Origin of the sequence: Streptomyces musisoli (genome assembly GCF_016741855.1) — a bacterium.
Lineage (GTDB): Bacteria > Actinomycetota > Actinomycetes > Streptomycetales > Streptomycetaceae > Streptomyces > Streptomyces musisoli.
On sequence record NZ_JAERRH010000022.1, the window covers coordinates 71,637 to 94,500 of the forward strand.

The following is a 22,864-nucleotide window of genomic DNA, read 5'->3' on the forward strand; positions in this document are numbered from 1 at the left end:
GTGCAGACTGCCGCACGGCGCGGGGGTCACCGGTCACGACACGTCGGGTTCGTAGAAGCAGTAGTGGTCCTTGATCTCGGCCACGCCGGGCTTCGGATCCGGATAGGCCCAGACGAGGTCGGGCGCGTCCGGCAGCGACCAGTAGGACGCCGTGCCCTTGAAGGGGCAGACGGTGTGCGTGCCGGAGGGCGTCAGCAGATCGAGGCGCACGTCCTCGGCGGGGATGTAGTACCGCACCGGACAGCCCGTCTCGCGCAGCTCCAGAGAGCGGTCGGTCTCCGCGAGCACCTGGTCTCCGCGCACCACGCGCACGTGCCGCTCGCTCTTGTCGATCGTGATCGTGTGTCCTTGGCTCATACCGGATCAGCACCGCAGGGGCCGCGCTTCTTCCCGGCCGGCGCGGTGACCGTACGGTAGAGGCCATGAACATCTGCGTCTTCCTGTCCGCCGCCGACCTCGACGAGCGTTACACGCGCCCCGCGCGCGAGTTCGCGGAACTGATCGGCAAGGCCGGCCACACCCTCGTCTGGGGCGGCTCCGACAGCGGTCTGATGAAGGTGGTCGCCGACGGTGTGCAGGAGGCGGGCGGCAGGCTGCTGGGCGTCTCCGTGGAGTTCCTCGCGAACAAGGCGCGGCCCGGCGCCGACGAGATGGTCATCGCGGCCGACCTCGCCGAACGCAAGAAGCTGCTGCTGGAGAAGGCCCACGCCGTCGTGATCATGGTGGGTGGCACCGGCACGCTGGACGAGGCCACCGAGATCCTCGAGCTGAAGAAGCACGGCCGCACCGAGAAGCCGGTCGTGCTGCTCAACACGGCGGGCTTCTACGACGGCCTGCGCGAGCAGTTCCGCCGCATGGAGGCCGAGGGCTTCCTGCCCCGCCCGCTGGCCGAACTGGTCTTCTTCGCGGACCGGCCGGCCGCGGCGCTGGCCTACCTGGAGGAGCAGACCGGCGCGCACTGATGCGAGCATGGCGGGCATGGCTACTCATGTGATCACCGGGGCCGGTTCCGGCATCGGCGCGGCCGTGACCCGCCGGCTGCACGCGCGCGGGGACGAACTCGTGCTGCACGCGCGCGACGCGGGCCGCGCGAAGCAGCTGGCGGCCGAGTTCCCCGGCGCGCGCACCCTGGTCGGCGACCTCGCGGACCCGGACAAGCTGTCCTGGGCCTTCTCCCACCAGAGCCTCCCGGACCGCGTGGACTCCCTGCTGCACATCGCCGGGGTCGTCGACCTCGGCGACGTCGGTGACCTGACCCCGAAGTCCTGGCGCCACCAGCTGAACGTCAACCTGATCGCCCCCGCCGAGCTGACCCGGCACTTCCTGCCGCAGCTCCGGGCGGCCGGCGGCCATGTGATCTTCGTCAACTCCGGCGCCGGACTGAGCGCCAGCGCCGGCTGGTCCGCCTACGCGGCCTCCAAGCACGGCCTGAAGGCCCTCGCCGACTCCCTGCGCCAGGAGGAGCACGCGGCCGGCGTCCGCGTCACCTCGGTCTACCCCGGCCGCACCGCCAGCCCCATGCAGGCCAAGGTGCACCAGCAGGAGGGCAAGGAGTACGACGCGTCGAAGTGGATCGACCCCGAGTCGGTCGCCACGACGATCCTGATGGCCCTGGACCTCCCGGAGGACGCGGAGGTCAACGACCTGACGGTACGGCCGGGGCGCTGACCCCGGCCGAGGGGTTCCGTAGGCTTCCCTGGTGAGCGAAAACAGCCAGTTCAGGTTCGCCGGCGCCACCGGGGTCGGGTCCCTGCCCGGTGGCGACGCCCGCGAGGCCGCCAAGACCGCCACCGGGTCCTTCGAGGACTTCCCCTTCCTTCCGGAGCTGCCCGCGCGCGGCCCCGGCGCCGACATGATCGGCCGCACCGCCGGGATGCTGGTCGAGCTGTACGCGCGCGTGGAGCCCAGCGGATGGCGCATCGGGGACCGGCCCGGCCGGGACACCAAACGGGCACGGTCCTGGCTGGGCGAGGACCTGGACGCCCTGGAGGAGTACACCCAGGGCTACGAGGGCGACCTGAAGGTGCAGGCCGTCGGGCCCTGGACGCTGGCCTCCGCCCTGGAACTGAAGAACGGCGAGGCCGCCCTGTCGGACCCCGGCGCGTGCCGGGACCTCGCCGCCTCGCTCGTCGAGGGGCTGCGGCTGCACCTCGCCGAGATGCGGCGCCGCGTCCCGGGCGCCCGGCTCGTCCTCCAGCTCGACGAGCCCTCCCTCACCGCCGTCCTGCGCGGCCGGGTCCGCACCGCCAGCGGCTACCGCACCCACCGCGCCGTGGACCGGCAGCTCGTGGAGTCGACGCTGCGGGACGTCGTCGCGGCACACGGCGACGGACCCGTGGTCGTCCACTCCTGCGCCCCCGACGTGCCGTTCGCCCTGCTGCGGCGGGCCGGTGCGGCGGCCGTCTCCTTCGACTTCGCACTCCTCACCGAGCGTGACGACGACGCGATCGGCGAGGCCGTCGAGGCCGGCACCCGGCTGTTCGCCGGTGTCGTCCCGGGCACGGACGGCCCGTTGTCGGACCCTGCCGGTAGCGTCATGGGTGTCAGGACGCTGTGGCGCAGGCTGGGGCTGCACCCCGGGCTGCTCGCGGAGGCGGTGACGGTGACCCCGGCGTGCGGTCTGGCGGACGCGTCACCCGCCTGGGCACGCCAGGCGCTCGCCCACTGCGTCCGGGCGGCGAGATCCCTCGCGGACAACCCAGAGTAACGGGAGGACAACACGGTGGCCGGCGACAAGCAGCAGGCGGAGACGGCAGTGCCCGCCGAGGCACGTGACAGGCACGCGCAGCTCGCTGAGCAGATCGAGGAGCACCGCTTCCGGTACTACGTGAAGGACGCTCCCGTCATCAGCGACGCCGAGTTCGACACCCTCCTGAAGACCCTGGAGGCCCTGGAGGAGAAGCATCCGGAGCTGCGCACCCCGGACTCGCCCACCCAGAAGGTCGCGGGGTCGTACGCGACGGAGTTCACGGCGGTCGAGCACCGCCAGCGGATGCTGTCGCTCGACAACACCTTCAACGACGACGAACTGGCCGCCTGGGCCGAACGCATCGCGAGGGAACTGGGCGGCCAGACCTACCACTTCCTGTGCGAGCTGAAGGTGGACGGCCTGGCGGTCAACCTCACCTACGAGCACGGGCGCCTCACACGCGCGGCGACCCGCGGCGACGGCCGCACCGGCGAGGACATCACGCCGAACGTCCGCACCATCGCGGAGATCCCGGACCGCCTCCAGGGCGACGAGGTGCCCGACCTGGTGGAGATCCGCGGCGAGGTCTACTTCCCGATGGAGAAGTTCCTCGAACTGAACGAACGCCTGGTCGCGGCCGGCGACAAGCCCTTCGCCAACCCGCGCAACGCCGCCGCCGGGTCGCTGCGCCAGAAGGACCCGCGGGTCACGGCCACCCGCCCGCTGCACATGGTCGTCCACGGCATCGGCGCCCTGGAGGGCTACACGGGCATGACCCGCCTCTCCCAGGCGTACGACCTGCTCAAGACCTGGGGCCTGCCCACCTCCCGGCACAACCGCGTGGTCGACGACCTCGACGGCGTACGGAAGTTCATCGCGTACTACGGCGAGAACCGCCACTCCGTCGAGCACGAGATCGACGGTGTCGTGGTCAAGCTGGACGAGATCCGGCTCCAGGGGCGGCTCGGCTCCACCGCGCGGGCCCCCCGCTGGGCGATCGCCTACAAGTACGCGCCGGAAGAGGTCAACACCAAGCTCGTCGACATCAAGGTGGGCGTCGGCCGCACGGGCCGCGTCACCCCGTACGCCCAGGTCGAGCCGGTCACGGTCGCGGGCAGCGAGGTGGAGTTCGCCACCCTGCACAACCAGGAGGTCGTCAAGGCCAAGGGCGTGCTCATCGGTGACACGGTGGTCATCCGCAAGGCCGGTGACGTCATCCCGGAGATCCTCGGCCCGGTGGTCGACCTGCGGGACGGCGGCGAGCGGGAGTTCGTGATGCCCGGCGAGTGCCCCGAGTGCGGCACGGCGCTGCGGCCCATGAAGGAGGGCGACATCGACCTCCGCTGCCCCAACGCCCGTACGTGCCCCGCCCAGTTGCGGGAGCGGGTCTCGTACCTGGCGGGCCGCGAGTGCCTGGACATCGAGCACTTCGGCGCGGTGGCCGCCGCGGCGCTCACCCGTCCGCTGGAGCCGGCGGACCCGCCGCTGGTCGACGAGGGCGACCTGTTCGACCTGACGGTGGAGAAGCTGCTGCCGATCAAGGCGTATGTCCTCGACCCCGACAGCGGCCTGCCCAAGCGCGACCCCAGGACCGGTGAGGAGAAGGTCGTCACGGTCTTCGCCAACCAGAAGGGCGAGCCGAAGAAGAACACCCTCGCCCTGCTGGCGAACATCGAGGCGGCCAAGTCCCGTCCGCTCGCCCGTTTCCTGAACGGGCTGTCCATCCGGCACGTGGGACCGGTGGCCGCGCAGGCCCTGGCCCGCGAGTTCCGCTCCGTCGACCGCATCGAGCAGGCGACCGAGGAGGAGCTGGCCGCCACCGACGGCGTCGGCCCGATCATCGCCGCCGCGCTCAAGGAGTGGTTCGCCGAGGACTGGCACCGCGAGATCGTCCGCAAGTGGAAGGCCGCGGGTGTCCCGCTGGAGGAGGAGTCGTCCGGCGAGGACGAGGGGCCGCGTCCGCTGGAGGGGCTCACGGTCGTCGTCACCGGCACGCTGGAGAACTTCACCCGGGACGGCGCCAAGGAGGCACTGCAGAGCCGGGGCGCGAAGGTGACCGGTTCGGTCTCGAAGAAGACCTCGTTCGTCGTCGTGGGTGACAACCCCGGATCGAAGTACGACAAGGCCATGCAGCTGAAGGTTCCGGTTCTGAACGAGGACGGTTTCGGCGTCCTCTTGGAGCAGGGCCCCGAAGCGGCGGCCGAAGTCGCGCTTCCGACCGGGGAGTAGCGGTTGAAGGCCACCCGATCGGCGCATATCAGTTGCATACGGGTGGCCCGGGCGCATTCGGGCAACCGTCGGAGACCGCTGCCCGTGGAAGCCTTCCGCGGCCTACTGTTGAGGTGTGCGCCTGCCGTGCCCAGCTGCGGCTGGGGCATCTCCGTGCCCTCCAGAGGCCGGGGGAGGGTTTCTTCGACGCGGCGCTGCTGATGGTTGTCGGGCATCGGGCCGCGTGGCGTGGGCACCGCCGGCTGTGAGAGGGACGGGAATGGAACCGACCGAGAGCGTCGCCCCGGACTCACGGCTGCGCCTGCGCCGCCGCGTGGGCGCGTGGCGCGGGAACCGGTGGACCGGGCGGGCCGACGGGCGCCGGGGCGCGCGGCCGCGCCCCGCCGGCCCGGGCACCGCCATCGAAGCCCCGAACCCCCTGCCGCCGGCCATCGCGCCCGCCCCCGCGCTGTCCGACGCCGACGCCGACACCGGCCGGCAGCTGTCCTGGCCGGCGCTGCCCGCGGTCATCGTCGCCGCCGCGGGACTCGCCCTGGCCGCCGGCTTCTACCGCGCCTACACCGGCCACCACGCCCTCTTCCCCTCCGGCACGGTCGGCTGGGCGCTGGCCCTGCTCACCGGCGTCATCGTCGGTCACCTGGTGATGCTGGGCCGCGCCCGCTGGTGGGGCGGCACCGGATCGGGCGCCGCCCTCACCCTCGCCGTCCTGCTGCTGTACGGCTGGCTGCCGGCGGGACTGGTCAGCCTCACCGTCGTCGTCCTGGTCGGCATCGCCCGCCGGCACCACTGGCGGCAGGGCGTGCTGCACGGCGCGGTGGACGTCCTCGGCATCGGTGTCGGCGCCCTGCTGCTCGGCGCGTTCGGCCGGGTCCCCGGCGTGGAGGAGCCCTGGCGGCCCGGCACCTGGACCGTCACCACCGTCCCCGAGGTCGTCCTGGTCGCGGTCGCCTATCTCGCCGTCAGCCGCGGCCTGCTGTGGTACCTGCACGCGCCGCGCGGCGGCGGGGTGCCCACCGTCGCCCGCACCGCCCTGGTCAGACAGGGACTGGTCGCCGTCGCACTGCTCGGCATCGCGCCCCTGGTGTGCGTCGTCGCCGACGCCCAGCCGGTCCTGCTCCCGCTGTTCGCCATCCCCCTCATCGCCCTGGACTCCACGCTCTGGATGGCCCGCGCCCGCGCCGAGGAGCAGCTGCGCGACCCGCTGACCGGGCTGCCCAACCGGCAGTGGCTGCTGGAGCGGATCTGGACCGCCCTCGACGACGCCGAGCGCATCGGGGCCCGCGCCGCGCTCATGCTGATCGACCTCGACCGCTTCCGGTCGGTGAACGACACGCTCGGCCATCTGGCCGGCGACCGGCTGCTGCTCCAGATCGCCGACCGGCTCCGGCTGGCCCTGCCGCGCGGCGCCGAGGCCGCCCGGCTCGGAGGGGACGAATTCGCCGTCTTACTGCCCGTAGCCGACTCCACCACGTCGGCCACGCGCGTCGCCCGCGGACTCGTCACCGCCCTCAGTTCCCCGCTCGACCTGGACGGGCTGACCCTCGTCCTGGAGGCCAGCGCCGGCGTCGCGGTCTTCCCCGATCACGCGCTCGACGCCGAAGGGCTGCTGCGCCGCGCCGACGTCGCGATGTACCAGGCGAAAAGGGACCGTACGGGCGTCGAGGTGTACGAGTCCAAGCGGGACTCCAACACCCCGGACCGCCTCGGCCTGCTGGGCGACCTGCGCCGCGCCCTGGACGCGCACGAGGTGCAGCTGCACTACCAGCCCAAGGTCCGCTTCGACGGACAGGTCGCCGGCCTGGAGGCGCTGGTGCGCTGGGTGCACCCCGAGCGAGGGAAGGTTCCGCCGGACGAGTTCATAGCGATAGCCGAGTCCTCGGGGCTCATGCCCCACCTCACCGAGTACGTCCTGGAGACCGCGCTCGGCCAGGTCGCCCGGTGGCGCGCGCAGGGCCTGCGGGTGCCGGTCGCCGTCAACGTCTCCCCGCGTGACGTCCACACGCCCGGCTTCGCCGGCTCCGTCGCCGCACGGCTGGCCCGGCACGGTGTCCCCGCCGGGGCGCTCCAGCTGGAGATCACGGAACACGTCCTGCTGGAGGATCCGCAGCGGGCCGCCGACACCCTCGCCGGGCTCACCGGGCACGGCGTGAAGATGTCCCTGGACGACTTCGGCACCGGGTACTCGTCCCTGGTGCACCTGCGGCGGCTGCCCGTCAGCGAGCTGAAGATCGACCGTTCCTTCGTGGCCCGGCTGGCCGTCGACGCCGAGGACGCCGAGATCGTGCGCTGCACCGTCGACCTGGCCCATTCGCTGGGCCTGCTCGTCGTGGCCGAGGGCGTGGAGGACGACGAGACCTGGGAACGCCTGCGGGACCTGGGCTGTGACGCCGTACAGGGCTGGCTGGTGGCCGCCGCGATGCCTCCCGAGGAGGCGACCGCGTGGCTGCTGGCACGGGGTTCCCGCGGGTGGCAGCGCCCGCCCGCCGCGCTGCCCGCCGCCGAGTAGTCCGCCCGCCCGCCCGTTCGCCCGGCCGGGCGGTGTCCCTCGGCGTGTTCAGCCGCCCGTGAAGTGGCCGATCAGCAACGCCAGACGTTGCTCGTGCGCGGGTTCTGGCAGTCTGCCGCTGCGCGTCAGCGTCGCCAGGCCGTGCAGAGCCGCCCAGAACGTCTCCGTGAGCAGGCCGGGGTCCTCGCCGTCGGCCGCGATCGGCTCCACGGCCGCCAGCAGCCGGCCGAACGCCTCGCGCAGCGGTTCCGGTGCCTCCTGCGTGGCGAACGGCAGGGGCACCAGATGCGTGAACATCGCGTCGTAGAGGGCGGGCCTGCGGCGCGCGAAGGACGTGTACGTCTCCGCCACCGCCGCCAGCGCCTCCCGTACGCCCGGTGCCGCCGCGCGGGCCTGGCGCAGCTCCACCGCCAGGTCGGCGCAGCCCTGCACCGCGACCGCCGCCATGATCGCCTCCTTGCCCTTGAAGTGGCTGTAGAGGACCGGCTGGCTGTACTCGATCTCGGCGGCCAGCCGGCGCGTGGTCACCGCGTCCCAGCCCTCCGTCTCCGCCAGCTCCCGTGCGGCCGTGACGATCAGCCGCTCGCGTTCCGCTCGTTCGCGCTCCCGGCGCGCCTGGATCGACATACCAGCGATTCTAGCGTTGCTAGCCAATCTGCCGATGCTCTGCTAGCTTCGCTCCTGTCCCTAGCGCTGCTAGATCGGAGGAAGACGTGACCGTCACCGCCTACACCCTGGCCGTCCTGCTCGACCTGTTCTGCGTGTTCCTCGGCTACCGGTTCTGGTTCCAGCCCGGCCCCGCGGCGGCCGGGTACGGCGTCCCGGCCGGCCCGGGCGGAGACGCCCGCGCCTACCTGTCGGTCAAGGGGCTCCGGGACGGCACCTTCGGTCTGACGGGGCTCGCCCTGCTCGCCTTCGCGGGATCCCGCGCCGAGGCCTGGTTCATGGTCTGCGTGGCACTCGTCCCGCTCCTCGACACCCTGATAGTCCTGCGGAACGGCGGCGCGAAAGCCGTCGCCTTCGGGATCCACTTCGCCACCGCGATCGTTGTACTGATCAGTGCCGGACTGCTCTTCGCGGTCTGACGGCGTCCACCGGACTGCTCTTCGCGGTCCGACGGCATCCACCGGACTGCTCTCACGGTCCGACGACATCAACAGGGGGAGCGTCACCATGTCGCTGTTCGTGCCCAGGTTCGACGACACCGTGCTGGTCCGGGACGCGGAGGCCGAGGTGCTCGGCGGCGCCCCGGTCGGCGTCAAGCTGCTGGCCGACAGCAGTGCCAGCGGTGGCGCGCTGTCCACCGTGCGGGTCACCCTCGCCGAGGGCGCAGACGGCGCCCGCCCGCACGTCCACCGCAACTCGGCCGAGATGTTCTACCTGCTCGACGGCGAGGCCGAGGTCCTCTCCGGCGACGACGTCGTCACCGCCGAACGCGGTGATCTGATCATCGTCCCGCCGGACCGCCCCCACGCCTTCGCCGCCGCCCCCGGCAGCACCGCCGATCTGCTCATCGTCATCGCCCCGGGCGTCGAGCGCTTCGGGTACTTCCGCCACCTCCAGCGCATCCGCCTCGGCGAGGCCACCCCGCAGAGCCTGCTGGAGGTCCAGGAGCTGTACGACAACCACTTCCTGAAGAGCGAGGCCTGGGACGGCCGCCATCGGTGAGCCGCCGGTGAGCCGCCGGTGAGGACGGTGCAGGACGGTGCCCGGGGAAACCGTTTCACGGGCACCGGCCACCGCCCCATAGGATTGGGCCCAAACCACACACACTCACCCCAGAGGATCGCTGCATGCCGAGCATCACGCGCGAGGAGGTCGCCCACCTCGCCCGGCTGGCGCGTCTGGAGCTGAAGCCCGAAGAACTCGACCACTTCGCAGGCCAGCTGGACGACATCATCGGCGCGGTCGCCCGCGTCAGCGAGGTCGCCGACCAAGACGTACCGCCGACCTCGCACCCGCTCCCGCTGACGAACGTCATGCGGCCGGACGAGGTCCGTCCCTCGCTCACCCCCGAGCAGGCGCTCTCCGGCGCCCCCGCCCAGGAGCAGCAGCGTTTCAAGGTGCCGCAGATCCTGGGGGAGGAGTGACCACCATGACGGACAGCAACATCATCAAGCTCACGGCCGCGCAGATCGCCGAGAGGATCGCCTCCGGCGAGCTCACCGCGGTCGAGGTCACCGAGGCCCACCTCGCCCGCATCGAGGCCGTCGACGAGAAGGTGCACGCCTTCCTGCACGTCGACCGCGAGGGCGCCCTCGCCCAGGCCCGTGCCGTGGACGAGAAGCGGGCCCGCGGCGAGAAGCTCGGCCCGCTGGCCGGCGTCCCGCTCGCGCTCAAGGACATCTTCACCACCGAGGGCGTGCCCACGACCGTCGGCTCGAAGATCCTCGAGGGCTGGATCCCGCCGTACGACGCGACGCTCACCAAGCGGCTGAAGGCCGCCGACGTCGTCATCCTCGGCAAGACCAACATGGACGAGTTCGCCATGGGGTCCTCCACCGAGAACAGCGCCTACGGCCCGACCGGCAACCCCTGGGACCTCACCAGGATCCCCGGCGGCTCCGGCGGCGGTTCCTCCGCCGCGCTCGCCTCGTACGAGGCCCCGCTCGCCATCGGCACCGACACCGGCGGTTCCATCCGCCAGCCGGCCGCCGTCACCGGCACGGTCGGCGTGAAGCCGACCTACGGCGCGGTGTCCCGCTACGGCATGGTGGCGTTCTCCTCCTCCCTCGACCAGGGCGGCCCCTGCGCCCGCACGGTCCTGGACGCGGCCCTGCTGCACGAGGTGATCGCCGGGCACGACCCGCTGGACTCCACCTCCATCGACGCGCCGGTCCCGCCGGTGGTCGAGGCCGCCCGCAACGGTTCCGTCGCCGGCATGCGCGTCGGCGTGGTCAAGCAGTTCCGCGGCGAGGGCTACCAGGCCGGTGTCATCCAGCGCTTCGACGAGTCGGTCGAGCTGCTCAAGGGGCTGGGCGCCGAGATCGTCGAGCTGGACTGCCCGTCCTTCGACCTCGCCCTGTCGGCGTACTACCTGATCGCGCCGTCCGAGTGCTCCTCCAACCTCGCCCGCTTCGACGGCCTGCGCTACGGCCTCCGCGCGGGTGACGACGGCGGCCACTCGGCCGAGGAGGTCACCTCCCTCACCCGCGAGGCCGGCTTCGGCCCCGAGGTCAAGCGCCGCATCATGCTCGGCACGTACGCCCTCAGCTCCGGCTACTACGACGCGTACTACGGCAGCGCCCAGAAGGTCCGCACGCTGATCAAGCAGGACTTCGACAAGGCGTTCGAGCAGGTCGACGTGATCGTCTCGCCGACGACCCCGACGACCGCCTTCGCGATCGGCGAGCGCGCCGACGACCCGATGGCGATGTACCTCGCGGACCTGTGCACCATCCCGACCAACCTGGCGGGCAACGCGGCCATGTCCCTTCCCTGCGGTCTCGCCCCGGAGGACAACCTCCCGGTCGGCCTCCAGATCATCGCCCCGGTGATGAAGGACGACCGGCTGTACAAGGTGGGCGCCGCCGTCGAGGCCGCCTTCGTGGAAAAGTGGGGCCACCCGCTGCTGGAGGAGGCACCGTCGCTGTGAGCGCACTGACCAAGGCCAAGGGCTTCAAGAAGTCCAAGTCCGGTACGTACCTGTCCATGGCCGCCACCGCGTTCGGCGCGTTCGGCGCCGTGAAGCAGATCAAGAAGGCCCGCGCCGAGAACGACACGCTGCGACTCGTCGACGCCGTCGTCACCGCCGCCGGCATCGCCACCGGCCTCGCCATCCTCTACCGCGAGCTGAAGCGGCTGGGCGACGACGACGTCCTGCTGGGCTGAGAGGGAAGTTTCACCGTGACCACCACGACCGACCTGGTGTCGTACGAGGACGCGCTGGCGTCGTACGACCCCGTCATGGGCCTCGAGGTCCATGTCGAACTCGGCACCAAGACCAAGATGTTCTGCGGCTGTTCGACCGCGCTCGGTGCCGACGCCAACTCGCAGACCTGCCCGGTCTGCCTCGGCCTGCCGGGCGCGCTCCCGGTCGTCAACGCGACCGGCGTCGAGTCCGCGATCAAGATCGGTCTCGCGCTGAACTGCGAGATCGCCGAGTGGTGCCGCTTCGCCCGGAAGAACTACTTCTATCCGGACATGCCGAAGAACTTCCAGACCTCCCAGTACGACGAGCCCATCGCCTTCAACGGCTACCTCGACGTGCAGCTGGAGGACGGCGAGACCTTCCGCGTGGAGATCGAGCGCGCCCACATGGAGGAGGACACCGGCAAGTCGACGCACGTCGGCGGCGCGACGGGCCGTATCCACGGCGCCTCGCACTCCCTCCTCGACTACAACCGCGCGGGCATCCCGCTCATCGAGATCGTCACCAAGCCGATCGAGGGCGCCGGCGAGCGCGCCCCCGAGGTGGCGAAGGCGTACGTCCGCGAGCTGCGCGAGCTGATCCGTGCCCTCGGCGTGTCCGAGGCCCGCATGGAGATGGGCCAGATGCGCTGCGACGTGAACCTGTCGCTGCGTCCCCACGGCACCGAGAAGTTCGGCACCCGCTCCGAGACGAAGAACGTCAACTCGCTGCGTTCCGTGGAGCGTGCGGCCCGCTTCGAGATCCAGCGGCACGCGGCCGTGCTGTCCTCGGGCGGCACGATCATCCAGGAGACCCGCCACTTCCACGAGGACACGGGGTCCACGACCTCGGGCCGCGTGAAGGAGGAGGCCGAGGACTACCGGTACTTCCCGGAGCCCGACCTGGTCCCCGTCGCCCCCTCGCGCGAGTGGGTGGAGGAGATCCGCGCGGCCCTGCCCGAGCTGCCGCTGGCCCGCCGCACCCGGCTGCTGGCCGAGTGGGGCATCTCGGCCACCGACATGCAGGCGATCCTCAACGCCGGTGCGCTGGACCCGATCGTCGCCACGATCGACGCCGGTGCCGACGCCGCCTCCGCCCGCAAGTGGTGGATGGGCGAACTGGCGCGCAGCGCCAACGAGTCCGGCAAGTCGCTGGACGAGCTGGCGATCACGCCGCAGCAGGTGGCCCGGGTCACCGAGCTGGTCGCGAAGGGTGACCTGAACGACAAGCTGGCCCGCCAGGTCATCGAGGGCGTCCTCGCGGGCGAGGGCACCCCGGACGAGGTCGTCGACAAGCGCGGTCTGAAGGTCGTCTCCGACGACTCCGCGCTCGGCACGGCGGTCGACGAGGCCATCGCCGGCAACCCGGGCATCGCGGACAAGATCCGCGGCGGCAAGGTGGCCGCGGCCGGCGCCCTGGTCGGCGCGGTCATGAAGGCCACGCGCGGCCAGGCCGACGCGGCCCGCGTCAAGGAGCTGATCCTGGAGAAGCTGGGCGTCAGCGAGGGCTGAGCCCGCACCGCACCGTACGGCCCCGGAGGCAACCCTCCGGGGCCGTGTGCACGTTCTCTCCTCGACGAGCTGTCCGGGGGCGTTCTGCGGAGGCGTTCTCCGGGGCGGTACGCACGACGAGTCCGGGTTTCTCCTCGACGGACTCGGAGGCACACCCTCCGGGCCGTGAGCCTGCGGCCGTTGGCTGGCGGCCGTCCGCAGCGGCCGAAGGCACCGCCCCGCGCCGGGTTCCTCCCACCGGAGGCGGTACGCTCGCCCGCCATGAGTGGACGCACCGATTCCGACACCGAGCCCGTGATAGCCACGGATACCCAGACCGCCCGGGCCGCCGAAGCCGCCGAGGGCACCGCGGACGCCGTTGTCGGCGCGGATGCCCGGGACACCAGGGACACCGTCGAGGCCGGACTCGGCGAGGACGGCGAGGACGGCGAAGCCGGACGGGACGGCGAGGAGTACGTCGGGGACGCCCGGCGGGCCCGCTGGATCGCCGTCGGCACCGGCGCGCTGTTGACGCTGGCCGGGCTGGCCGCCGCGCTGTTCCGGGCGGCCGGTTCCGCCCCCGCGCTCGCGTCCGCCGCCTATGCCCTGGGCGCCGCCGTGTGCGCGGCCGCAACGGTGCTCGGGTCCAGGGGCCGCACCCGCAGGGCCCTGTGGCTGCTGATCGCCGGGACGATGATCATGGCGTTCGGAGACCAGTTCGACTGAGGTTCCGCCGCCGCCCCGGCCGGACGGCCGACTCCGCCGTCGTCCCGGACCCTGCCGCGCATCGGCTCGGGATCGGCATCCGCGGGACCGCCGGGATGCCGTGCCGCGTATGAGAGGCTCGCTCGGTCCCGGCTGACGAGCTTGCGGCATGTGGACGAAGCGCGGCCGGTGCACGAGCGACGGCCGGTGCACCGGCCGCGTCCGGTACGCGGATCGCGGCCGGTGGACGAACTGTGGCCGGTGGACGAATTGCGGTCAGTGGACGAACTGCGGTCAGTGGACGGACCGTGGCCGGTGGACGAACTGCGGAAGGAAGAACGGCACGATGTACGCGACATCGCTCGGTGACGACGGCGCCGAACTGCGGCCCCTCGAGGTGTGGCACGCAGGGGAGCTTCTCGACAACATAGACCGGGGACGGGAGTTCATCGGCCGGCACATCGGCCTGGCGGACGCGGTGTCCGATCTCGACGGCGCCCATGCCTGGCTGAAGTCGTACGCCGACAAGCGCGGCGCCGACGCCGGCAGCCTGCACGGGCTCTGGCTGGACGGCAAGCTCGTCGGCGGCCTGCTGTTCCGCGTCTGGGACACCCCGAGCGGGGTCTGCGAGGCCGGCTGCTGGCTGGAACCGGCGGCGGCCGGACGCGGGCTGGTCACGCGCGGCCTGCGGGTCCTGTTCGACTGGGCCTTCGAGGAGCGCGGCATGCACCGGGTGGAGTGGCATGTGTCCTCGGCCAACGAGCCGAGCATCAGCGTGGCCCGGCGCCTGGGCATGACCCGCGAGGGCGTGCTCCGCGAGAACTACCCGCACCGGGGCGTGCGTACCAGCACCGAGATCTGGGCGGTGCTCGCCGCCGAATGGCGTGCGGCACGCGCGCGTACCGCGCAGGACGATCACTGACACGGTTTTCGATCATTAAGGGGCCTCTCAGACGGCGTCCGTACGGTGCCAGGCATGGCAACGAAGACAGCGGACGGCGCCGAGGCCGGCACCGAGGCACACAAGGACGACGAGACGACGGCGGCGGCCGGTGCCGCCGAGGAGGCACGGACTCCCGAAGCCACGGAGACACGGGCTCCCGAAGCCGCGGAGCCCGGGGAACGAGCCACCGAGGCGACTGCGGACGCGGCACACGCTGAGCACGCCGCGGACGCCGCGGACGCCGCGGACGCCGCGGACGCCGCGGACGCCGCGGACGCCGCGGACGCCGCGGACGCCGCGGACGACGCGGACGGCGACGGGACCGGCGCCGGAGGGAAGGCGCCCTCCGGGGTCGGCCAGGGCGCCGGAGCCGTCGTGTCGGCGGCGCTGGGCCTGGTTTCGCTCAGCGGCGGCTGGATCGGCACCGTCGCATCCGCCCGCGAGCAGCTCGTGGGCCAGCTCCAGACGTCCTCCACCGCGAGCGTCGCCAAGCAGGTCAAGGAGGTCTACGGCGACGCCTGGCACACCACCGCCCTGTGGGCCGGCCTGTTCGCCGTGGCCGCGCTGGTCACCGGCGTGGTCGTGCTGGTCCGGCCCGCGTTCGGCGCCCCCGGCCGCCCGCAGGCCGCCTGGATCAAGTCGGTCGCCTGGGCGGGCGTCTCACTGGGCGTCATCGGGCTCCTCCTGGCCGTCCTGAAGTACTCGGACGCACTGCTCGCACTGCCGTCGGCCGGCTGAGAAACCGCAGCTCCCAGGGGCCTTAGGGAATCCTCGTCCACCTCAGGGACGTCCTAAGGCCCCTTACGCGCGCGTGCGGCCCGCCCGCCGCCCGAAGATGCGGAACTCTCCCGATGTGGCAGACCCCCCTGGGAGACGAAAGTGGAGGCATCGCGGAAAGCGACGCACGACACCGACTCTCCCGAAGGACACGCCATGTACGAGTTCGAACTGCACCGGCTCCGGTCCGCCGACCTGCGCCGCACGGCCCAGCAGGAGCGCCTGGCCCGTGAGGCCGTGCGTTCCCGGCGCGCCGCCCGCCGCTCGGGCGGTGCCGGCGACGGCACCCCGGTCGCCGAGTCGCATACCGACCGCCCCCGCAGGCTCCGGTTGCCGCACACCGCGTGACCGCGGGGGCGGAGAGCGGCCGTACGGGGGTCGGGCGCTCGTGGCCACAGGGTCGTACGGCTCTCCAGCAGAGCCGTACGGCCCTTTCCCCTGTGGGTACGGCACGTCCGAAGCCGAAGCCGAAGCCGGCGCCGAACTCGACGCCAGAGCCGAGCCCGACACCGGAGCACAAACCGCAGCTGAATCCGAAACCGAAACCGGGGCCGATGCCCAAGTCGGGGCTGGAGCTGGAGCTGGAGTTGGAGCCGGAGCCCGAACCGCAGCCGAATCCGGAGGCGGAGCCCGCGCCGGAGTCGACGCCGACCCGGCCGAGTCCCGGTACGGCCGGTACGACCATCACACGGGGCCTGTGGAAAACCGGTGCCGGGCCGTCCCGGCAACGTGCGATGCTCGGGCCCGTGGAGACCAGGTCCGTCAGTCCCGTGTTCGTCGGCCGCACCGAAGAGTTGGCCACGCTGAACGACGCGCTCGCCCGCGCCTGCGCGGCCGAGCCGCAGGCGCTGCTGCTCGGCGGTGAGGCGGGCGTGGGCAAGACCCGCCTCGTGGAGGAGTTCGCCGCGGCCGCGGCCGGCCGCGGCGCCGTCGTCGCCGTCGGCGGCTGCGTGGAGATCGGTGCCGACGGGCTGCCGTTCGCCCCCTTCTCCACCGCGCTGCGGGCCCTGCGCGACGCCCTGCCCGGGGAGTTCGCCGCCGCGGCGGCCGGCCAGGAGGAGGAACTGGCCCGGCTGCTGCCCGACCTCGGCGAGGCCGCCCCCGGCCGCCACGACGAACAGGGCATGGCCCGCCTGTTCGAGCTCACCGCCCGGCTGCTGGAACGGGTCGCCGCCGGCCACACCGTCGTGCTCGTCCTGGAGGACCTGCACTGGGCCGACGCCTCCACCCGCCACCTGCTCGCCTACCTCTTCCGCACCCTGCGCGCCGGCCGTCTCCTCGTCCTGGCCACCTACCGCTCCGACGACATCCACCGCCGCCACCCGCTGCGCCCCCTGCTCGCCGAACTCGACCGGCTGCGCACCGTCCGCCGCATCGAACTCGCCCGCTTCACCCGCGAGGAGGCCGGCCGTCAGATCGCCGGCATCCTCGCCGCCGAACCCGACCCCGCCCACGTGGACGAGATCTACGCACGCTCCGACGGCAACGCCTTCTTCATCGAGGAACTCGCCGTCGCCGCCTGCGAGGGCAGCTGCACCGGCCTCACCGACTCCCTGCGCGACCTGCTCCTGGTCCGGGTCGAGGCGCTGCCCGAGAGCGCCCAGCGCGTCGCCCGGATCGTCGCCGAGGGCGGCTCCACGGTGGAGTACCGGCTGATCGAAGCCGTGGCCGGGCTCACCGAGGACGACCTTATCGAGGCGCTGCGGGCCGCCGTCGGCGCCAACATCCTCACCGTCACCCGCACCGGCGACGGCTACCGCTTCCGGCACTCCCTGGTCCGCGAGGCCGTGGCCGACGACCTGCTGCCCGGCGAACGCTCCCGGCTCAACCGCCGCTACGCCGAGGCCTTGGAGGCCGACCCGGCACTCGTCCCCGCCGACGCCCGCGTGATGCGCCTGGCCAGCTACTGGTACCAGGCGAACGACGCCGCGAAGGCCCTGCCCGCCGTCCTGGCCGCCACCGTCGTCGCCCGCCGCCGGCACGCGTACACCGAGCAGCTCGGCCTGCTGGAACGGGCGATGGAACTGTGGGACGGCGCCCCGGAGGAGGTGCGCTCCGCCCTTCGCCCCGTCGACTACGCCGAGGTCTACCCTCCGTGCGGCTGCGACCCGGCCACCACCCCGCTGCGCTACCTCGACCTGATGGCCGAGGCGGCGGTGGCGGGCCGCTTCGGCGGCGAACGCGAACGCGCCCTGAAGATCACCAAGCGGGCCCTGCGGCTGCTGGAGGAGGAGCGGGACCCGCTGCGCGCCGCATGGTTCTGGGTGCAGCGCTCCCGGCTGGTACAGGCCCTGGCCCGCGGCGACGGCCGGCAGGAACTGGCCACCGCCCAGGACCTGGTGCGCGGCCTGCCGCCGTCCGAGGTGCACGCCGAGGTGCTGGCGGTCGCCGCCAACTGGTCCATGCAGCACCGGCCCGGCCCCGAGGCGCTCGCCGCCGCCGAACGGGCCGTGGAGTACGCGCGGATGGTGGGCGCCCGCGAGACCGAACTGCACGCCCTGCTCACCCTGGCCGGCCTGACGGTGGAGTCCGGCGACCCGGAGGCCGGCCTCGCGCAGCTGCGACAGGTCCTGCGGGACACCCGGGCGGAGAACGTGCACCCCGTCACGGGCCGCGCCTACGTGAATCTGCCGTCCGCGCTCCAGAGCGTCGGCCGGGACCGGGAGGCCGTCCCCCTGTTGCGCGAGGGCATCGACTTCTGCCGCCGGTACGGCCTGCTCGACTCCGGGGCCTGGGCCTGGGGCAACCTGTCCGACGCGCTGTACTCGCTGGGCCAGTGGCGGGAGGCCGCCGAGGCCGCCGTGCACGCGACCCGGGTCGGCCACAGCGCCAAGCCCCGCGCCGCGGGCGCCCTGCGCCTGGCCCACCTCGCCCTGGCCCGCGGCGACCTCGCCGAGGCCGGCCGGCAACTCGCCGACGCCCGCACCTGGTACGGCACCCACGACCGCCGGCCCCAGCAGGACCTGCCGCTGGCCCGCATCGCCCTCGGCGTCGCCGCGGCGGAGGGCCGGATCGCCGACGCCCGCGCGGCACTGCTCCCGGCACTGGACGCCGGATTCCCGCCCGGCACCCACCGCCACGCCTGGCCCCTGCTGCTGGCCGCCGCCACCGCCGAGGCCGACGCCCGTACCCTGCCCGCCGCCCGGCCCGGCCGTTCCGAGACCCTCGACCGCGTCACGACGGCCGTACGGACCCTCACCACCGGCGTCCCCCTCTGGCAGGCCTACGGGCAGTGGACCCGGGCGGAACTCCGGCGCGCGGCAGGCCGGGACACCGTCGACACCTGGTCCCCGGTCGTCACCGCCTTCGAGTGTCTGGACCGTCCCTACGACCTCGCCCGGGTCCGCCACCGCCTCGCCGGGGCGCTGCTGGCCGAGGGCGGCGACGACGAGCGCGACCGCGCGGTGGAGCTGCTCCGGCTGGCCGCGGCGGTCGCCGCCCATCTGGAGGCCCGTCCGCTCGCCGAAGCGGTGGCGCGGCTCGCCCAGCGCGCCCGCCTCACCCTGGGCGGCGCCTCGGGGCAGGTCCCGGCCCCCGCCGACCCCGTGGCGGCGCTCGGCCTGACCAACCGGGAGCGGGACGTCCTCGGCCTGGTCGCGGCCGGCCGCACCAACCGCCAGATAGCCGAGGAGCTGTTCATCTCCCCGAAGACGGCGAGCGTCCACGTCTCCAACATCCTGGGCAAGCTCGGCGTCTCGGGCCGGGGCGAGGCGGCGGCGGTGGCGCACCGCCTGGGCCTGTTCGTGGCCGGGACGTCTGCTGCCGTGGCCGGGACGTCTGCTGCCGTGGCCGGGACGCTCGCTGCCGAAGCGCCGGGCTGAGACCTAGGCTGGAGAAAACGGGCAACAAGGGGGAGCCGTGTTCAACGTCTTCGAGGAGCTGTTCTCGCCCGGCCGCAAGCACACCCGGGACGAACAGAACCGGCTCGAACTGACCCGTGAGGACGTCGGCGACAACGATCCCGGCCGTGGCCCCATCGACCTCGCGTCGGGCAAGGCGGTGATACGCCTGCCGGAAACGTCGCGCGACGAGGACGAGCCCGAAGCCGGCTGAGCGCGGCGACGCGGCGACGCCCCGGCAAGACGCAGCCGGCAAGACGCGGGCCGGGCTGGCGGCGGCCGGAAAGGCGCGGGCCGGGTCGGCGGCGGCACGATGACGCACCGGCGACGCGCGGTCGCGTGCGATGGCGGCGCTCATCTCACCCGCAGCTCCAGGATCCGGTCGTCGCCCTTCTTCGGCTCGCCCCGGCCGTCCGTGTTGCTGGTGACCAGCCACAGCTTGCCGCCGCCCGCCGGTGCCACCGTGCGCAGACGGCCGTAGGCGCCGGTGAGGAAGGCCTGCGGGGCCGCCGCGGCCTGCGTGCCGCGCAGCGGAACCCGCCACAGGCGCCGGCCCTTCAGTCCCGCCATCCAGATCACGCCGTCCGCGTAGGCGACGCCGCTGGGGGAGGCCTCGTCGGTGTGCCACTGGGCGAGCGGGTTGTGCAGGCCGGTGCCGGAGGACTCGCCCTCGGCCTCGGGCCAGCCGTAGTCGTCACCGGGCTTGATCGCGTTCAGCTCGTCCCAGGTGTCCTGCCCGAACTCCGAGGCGAACAGCCGCTGCCGGTCGTCCCAGGCCAGGCCCTGGACGTTCCGGTGGCCGTACGAGTACACGGGGGAGCCGGGGAACGGGTTGCCCGGCGCCGGCTCGCCGTCCGGGGTCAGCCGCAGGATCTTGCCGCCCAGCGACTTCCGGTCCTGGGCCAGCCCCCGCTGCCCGCTCTCGCCGGTGCCCGCGTACAGCATGCCGTCAGGGCCGAACGCGATCCGGCCGCCGTTGTGGATGACACCCTTGGGGATGCCCTTGAACACCGTGTCCGGAGCGCCCAGTTGCTCACCGGCCGGCTTCCGCTCGTCGTACAGCATGCGGACGATGCGGTTGTCCGAGGCCGAGGTGAAGTAGGCGTAGATCATGTGGTCCGAGGCGTAGTCGGGGGAAAGGGCGATGCCCAGCAGACCGCCCTCGCCGGCCGGGGAGACCCCGGAGACCGTGCCCAGCTCGGTCTTCTTCCCCGTCTTCTCGTCGATCCGCGTGACCGTCCCGTCGTCCCGGGAGGAGACCAGCAGACCGCCGCCGGGCAACGCGGCCAGTCCCCACGGTGTCTTCAGGCCCTCGGCCACCGTGCGCAGCACCTCCACCGACCCCTTGGCCGGGGCCGCCGACTCGGTGCCCGGCGCGGGAGCGGTGGCGCCGGACGTGGTGGCGGCGGGCCGCGCGCCCGGCAGCTCCCCGCCACCGGAGGAGCAGCCGGCCGTCAGCAGCAGGACGGTCGCGGCCAGCACGGCCGGTACGGCTCGACGTCGCACGATCATGGTCCCTTCGAGGCGGCGGTGGAACGGCACCCTCTCCCTCTCATACACCGTCGGCGCCCGCCGGGTTCCCGCTACCGGGCAACCGATGACCGGGAACCTCAGTCCCACGACCCCTGGGCCGCCGGCAGCCGGGCCACCTCCGCCAGGTCCTGCGCGGTCAGCCGCAGGCCGGCTGCCGCCGCGTTCTCGGCGGCCCAGTGCTCCCGCTTGGTGCCCGGCAGCGCGATCACATGACGGCCCTGCGCCAGCACCCAGGCCAGGGCCACCTGCGCCGGGGTGACGTGCTCGCCGTGCCGGCGGGCGACCCGGCGCAGACCCGCGACGATCGGCTGGTTGGCCGCCATCATCTCGGCGGTGAACCGGGGATGCCGGGCGCGCAGGTCGTCCCGTTCGAAGCCCTCGCCCGGCGTCAGCGTGCCGGTCAGGAACCCGTTGCCCAGCGGCATCGCCGCCAGGAAACCCACCCCGCGCGCCTCGCACCAGGGCAGCAGCGCCAGGAGCGCCTCCGGGGACCACACCGACAGCTCCGCCTGCACCGCGCTCACCGGGAACACCTGCTGCACCCGCTGCAACTGACGCAGCGTCGTGTCGTACAGCCCGCCGCCCGCGCGGCGCCCGCCCCGCGCACCCACCGCGCACAGGCCCAGCGCCCGCACCTTCCCCGCCCGCACCAGGTCCGCCATCGCGCCCCACGTCTCCTCGACGGGCACCTCGGGATCGGCCCGGTGCAGTTGGTAGAGGTCGATCACGTCGGTCTGGAGCCGGCGCAGCGAGGCGTCACAGGCCCGCCGCACATAACCCGGGCGGCCGTTGGCCACGATGTGCTGCTCGCCCACCAGCAGCCCCGCCTTCGTGGACACGAAGGCGTCCCGGCGCCGCTCCCTGAGCACCCGGCCCAGCAGCAGCTCGTTGGTGAACGGACCGTACATGTCCGCGGTGTCCAGGAGGTCGCAGCCCAGATCCAGCGCCCGGTGCACGGTTCTGACCGACTGGTCACCGCGCTGTCGCGATCCGCTGTACGCCCAGCTCATCGGCATGCATCCGAGTCCGACGGCCCCCACCGCGAGTCCCCCCGCGCCGATCGTCCTGCGCTCCACCTGCTCGTGAACCTCCCTCTGCCCGGCCACCAACCTAACCTCTGCACCCACGGCGGCCTGACATAGCCTCCTTGCATGACTTCAGACGTCTGGCTTCCCATTCCGCCCGAGGGGATCGACGGTCTGCCCGAGGGACCCCGGTACCTGTTCTGGGACGGCGGTGACAACGGTGACCAGCCGTTTCCCGGAGACCCCGCGGAGTGCGCCGTGTACGTGGTGCCCTACATGAAGCGGCTGTCGGTCCGGGTGGCACCGCTGGAGCACCTGACGAACGTCCGGCTCATCCAGACGCTGACCGCCGGCGTGGACGACATCACCGCACGGCTGTCGGCGATCGCGCCCGGTGTCCGGCTGTGCAACGCCCGCGGGGTGCACGAGACGAGCACGGCCGAGCTGGCGCTCACGCTGACCCTCGCCGCGCTGCGCGGCATCCCCGGGTTCGTCCGCGCCCAGCGCCAGGAGCGCTGGGCGCCCGGCTTCCACCAGTCCCTCGCCGACAAGAACGTCGTGATCGTCGGTTACGGGGCCATCGGCGCAGCCATCGAGGACCGGCTCGTCCCGTTCGAAGTGGCGCGGGTGGCGCGCCTCGCGCGCTCCCGGCGCACCACGGCGCGCGGTCTTGTGCACCCGATCACCGATGTGCTCTCACTGCTTCCGGAAGCGGACGTCGTGATCCTCTGCACGCCGCTCACCGAGGACACCCGGGGGCTTGTCGACGCCGACTTCCTCGGCCGGATGAAGGACGGGGCGCTGCTGGTCAACGTCGCGCGCGGCCCCGTGGTCGACACCAAGGCGCTCCTCGCCGAGCTGGAACGGGGCCGGATCACCGCCGCCCTGGACGTCACGGACCCCGAGCCGCTGCCCCCGGGACATCCCCTGTGGCAGGCGCCCGGCGTGCTGATCAGCCCCCATGTCGGCGGGCCCTCCTCGGCCTTCCTGCCCCGCGCCAAGCGGCTGCTCGTCGACCAGTTGACCCGGTTCGTCCACCAGGAACCACTGCGGAACGTGATCCTTACCACCGGACCCGGAACGGCGGGAGCAACCGGGCGGTAGTCCGCTTCCGGCACCCTCCGCAATCTTTCGGACGCGCCCCGTGCGCGCATATCCCCTGGTCGTCACGGAGAGTAGAGACACTATGTCCCTGAGTGACGATCCTGGTGTATCGTCCCGACAGGGGCTGCGCCGCTGACCATTCGGCGCCGGGGATGGACATTTCAGATTTTGTGA

At 72.8% G+C, this 22,864-nt stretch carries 22 protein-coding genes; 18 read left to right on the forward strand and 4 right to left on the reverse strand.

Annotated elements, in window-relative coordinates; translation table 11 throughout:
* Window positions 1–33: 33 nt before the first annotated feature.
* Window positions 34–357, reverse strand: coding sequence for a DUF427 domain-containing protein (locus tag JK361_RS34755; RefSeq protein ID WP_201826042.1), 324 nt, complete (start codon window positions 355–357; stop codon window positions 34–36).
* Window positions 358–422: 65 nt separating this feature from the next.
* Between JK361_RS34755 and JK361_RS34760 the strand changes: the two genes are divergently transcribed.
* The 5 genes from JK361_RS34760 to JK361_RS34780 all read left to right on the forward strand — a co-directional run bounded on the left by JK361_RS34760 (window position 423) and on the right by JK361_RS34780 (window position 7,424).
* Window positions 423–962, forward strand: coding sequence for an LOG family protein (locus JK361_RS34760; RefSeq protein WP_201826044.1), 540 nt, complete (start codon window positions 423–425; stop codon window positions 960–962).
* A gap of 7 nt (window positions 963–969) precedes the next feature.
* Window positions 970–1,668 (forward strand): SDR family oxidoreductase, encoded by a 699-nt coding sequence (locus JK361_RS34765; RefSeq protein WP_201826046.1) that lies wholly within the window; start codon window positions 970–972, stop codon window positions 1,666–1,668.
* Between the two features lie 31 nt (window positions 1,669–1,699).
* Window positions 1,700–2,707, forward strand: a complete 1,008-nt coding sequence (locus JK361_RS34770) for a methionine synthase (RefSeq protein WP_201826048.1) — start codon at window positions 1,700–1,702, stop codon at window positions 2,705–2,707.
* Window positions 2,708–2,722: 15 nt separating this feature from the next.
* Window positions 2,723–4,918, forward strand: a complete 2,196-nt coding sequence (gene ligA, locus JK361_RS34775) for an NAD-dependent DNA ligase LigA (RefSeq protein ID WP_201826050.1) — start codon at window positions 2,723–2,725, stop codon at window positions 4,916–4,918.
* 259 nt (window positions 4,919–5,177) lie between these two features.
* On the forward strand, window positions 5,178–7,424 hold the full coding sequence (locus tag JK361_RS34780) for a putative bifunctional diguanylate cyclase/phosphodiesterase (protein WP_201826053.1): 2,247 nt from the start codon (window positions 5,178–5,180) through the stop codon (window positions 7,422–7,424).
* A 48-nt stretch (window positions 7,425–7,472) separates the two neighbouring features.
* On the opposite strand, the gene JK361_RS34785 is transcribed toward JK361_RS34780, so the two are convergent.
* Entirely contained in the window at window positions 7,473–8,051 is a 579-nt protein-coding gene (locus JK361_RS34785; protein ID WP_201826055.1) for a TetR/AcrR family transcriptional regulator, read from the reverse strand.
* A gap of 86 nt (window positions 8,052–8,137) precedes the next feature.
* Here JK361_RS34785 and JK361_RS34790 point away from each other — a divergent pair, with 86 nt between their 5' ends.
* The 12 genes from JK361_RS34790 to JK361_RS34845 all read left to right on the forward strand — a co-directional run bounded on the left by JK361_RS34790 (window position 8,138) and on the right by JK361_RS34845 (window position 19,242).
* The gene (locus JK361_RS34790) at window positions 8,138–8,509 is read left to right on the forward strand and encodes a DUF4267 domain-containing protein (RefSeq protein ID WP_201826057.1); all 372 of its coding nucleotides are present in this window, start codon (window positions 8,138–8,140) and stop codon (window positions 8,507–8,509) included.
* 88 nt (window positions 8,510–8,597) lie between these two features.
* A complete protein-coding gene (locus JK361_RS34795; RefSeq protein WP_201826059.1) occupies window positions 8,598–9,092 on the forward strand; it encodes a cupin domain-containing protein in 495 nt (164 codons plus the stop codon).
* A gap of 125 nt (window positions 9,093–9,217) precedes the next feature.
* Window positions 9,218–9,514, forward strand: coding sequence for an Asp-tRNA(Asn)/Glu-tRNA(Gln) amidotransferase subunit GatC (gene gatC / locus JK361_RS34800; protein ID WP_184970566.1), 297 nt, complete (start codon window positions 9,218–9,220; stop codon window positions 9,512–9,514).
* A gap of 5 nt (window positions 9,515–9,519) precedes the next feature.
* The gene (gene gatA / locus JK361_RS34805) at window positions 9,520–11,019 is read left to right on the forward strand and encodes an Asp-tRNA(Asn)/Glu-tRNA(Gln) amidotransferase subunit GatA (RefSeq protein ID WP_201826061.1); all 1,500 of its coding nucleotides are present in this window, start codon (window positions 9,520–9,522) and stop codon (window positions 11,017–11,019) included.
* Window positions 11,016–11,255, forward strand: coding sequence for a hypothetical protein (locus JK361_RS34810; protein ID WP_201826063.1), 240 nt, complete (start codon window positions 11,016–11,018; stop codon window positions 11,253–11,255). Before gatA ends, JK361_RS34810 begins: the two co-directional genes overlap by 4 nt.
* A 15-nt stretch (window positions 11,256–11,270) precedes the next feature.
* Window positions 11,271–12,785: an Asp-tRNA(Asn)/Glu-tRNA(Gln) amidotransferase subunit GatB gene (gene gatB, locus JK361_RS34815; protein WP_201826065.1), complete on the forward strand. Its 1,515-nt coding sequence runs from the start codon at window positions 11,271–11,273 to the stop codon at window positions 12,783–12,785.
* 261 nt (window positions 12,786–13,046) lie between these two features.
* Entirely contained in the window at window positions 13,047–13,490 is a 444-nt protein-coding gene (locus tag JK361_RS34820) for a hypothetical protein (protein WP_201826067.1), read from the forward strand.
* 325 nt (window positions 13,491–13,815) lie between these two features.
* Complete coding sequence (locus JK361_RS34825; RefSeq protein WP_201826069.1) at window positions 13,816–14,391, forward strand: GNAT family N-acetyltransferase; 576 nt, start codon at window positions 13,816–13,818, stop codon at window positions 14,389–14,391.
* A gap of 54 nt (window positions 14,392–14,445) precedes the next feature.
* Window positions 14,446–15,150: a hypothetical protein gene (locus tag JK361_RS34830; RefSeq protein WP_201826071.1), complete on the forward strand. Its 705-nt coding sequence runs from the start codon at window positions 14,446–14,448 to the stop codon at window positions 15,148–15,150.
* Between the two features lie 195 nt (window positions 15,151–15,345).
* The gene (locus JK361_RS34835) at window positions 15,346–15,537 is read left to right on the forward strand and encodes a hypothetical protein (RefSeq protein ID WP_201826073.1); all 192 of its coding nucleotides are present in this window, start codon (window positions 15,346–15,348) and stop codon (window positions 15,535–15,537) included.
* A gap of 386 nt (window positions 15,538–15,923) precedes the next feature.
* Window positions 15,924–19,010, forward strand: a complete 3,087-nt coding sequence (locus tag JK361_RS34840) for a helix-turn-helix transcriptional regulator (RefSeq protein WP_201826097.1) — start codon at window positions 15,924–15,926, stop codon at window positions 19,008–19,010.
* Window positions 19,011–19,047: 37 nt separating this feature from the next.
* Entirely contained in the window at window positions 19,048–19,242 is a 195-nt protein-coding gene (locus JK361_RS34845) for a DUF6191 domain-containing protein (protein WP_201826075.1), read from the forward strand.
* Window positions 19,243–19,382: 140 nt separating this feature from the next.
* Here JK361_RS34845 and JK361_RS34850 read toward each other — a convergent pair whose 3' ends face one another.
* Window positions 19,383–20,540 (reverse strand): PQQ-dependent sugar dehydrogenase, encoded by a 1,158-nt coding sequence (locus JK361_RS34850; RefSeq protein WP_201826077.1) that lies wholly within the window; start codon window positions 20,538–20,540, stop codon window positions 19,383–19,385.
* 98 nt (window positions 20,541–20,638) lie between these two features.
* Complete coding sequence (locus tag JK361_RS34855; RefSeq protein ID WP_201826079.1) at window positions 20,639–21,637, reverse strand: aldo/keto reductase; 999 nt, start codon at window positions 21,635–21,637, stop codon at window positions 20,639–20,641.
* Between the two features lie 75 nt (window positions 21,638–21,712).
* Here JK361_RS34855 and JK361_RS34860 point away from each other — a divergent pair, with 75 nt between their 5' ends.
* Window positions 21,713–22,690, forward strand: coding sequence for a 2-hydroxyacid dehydrogenase (locus tag JK361_RS34860; protein WP_201826081.1), 978 nt, complete (start codon window positions 21,713–21,715; stop codon window positions 22,688–22,690).
* The last annotated feature ends 174 nt before the right edge of the window (window positions 22,691–22,864 follow it).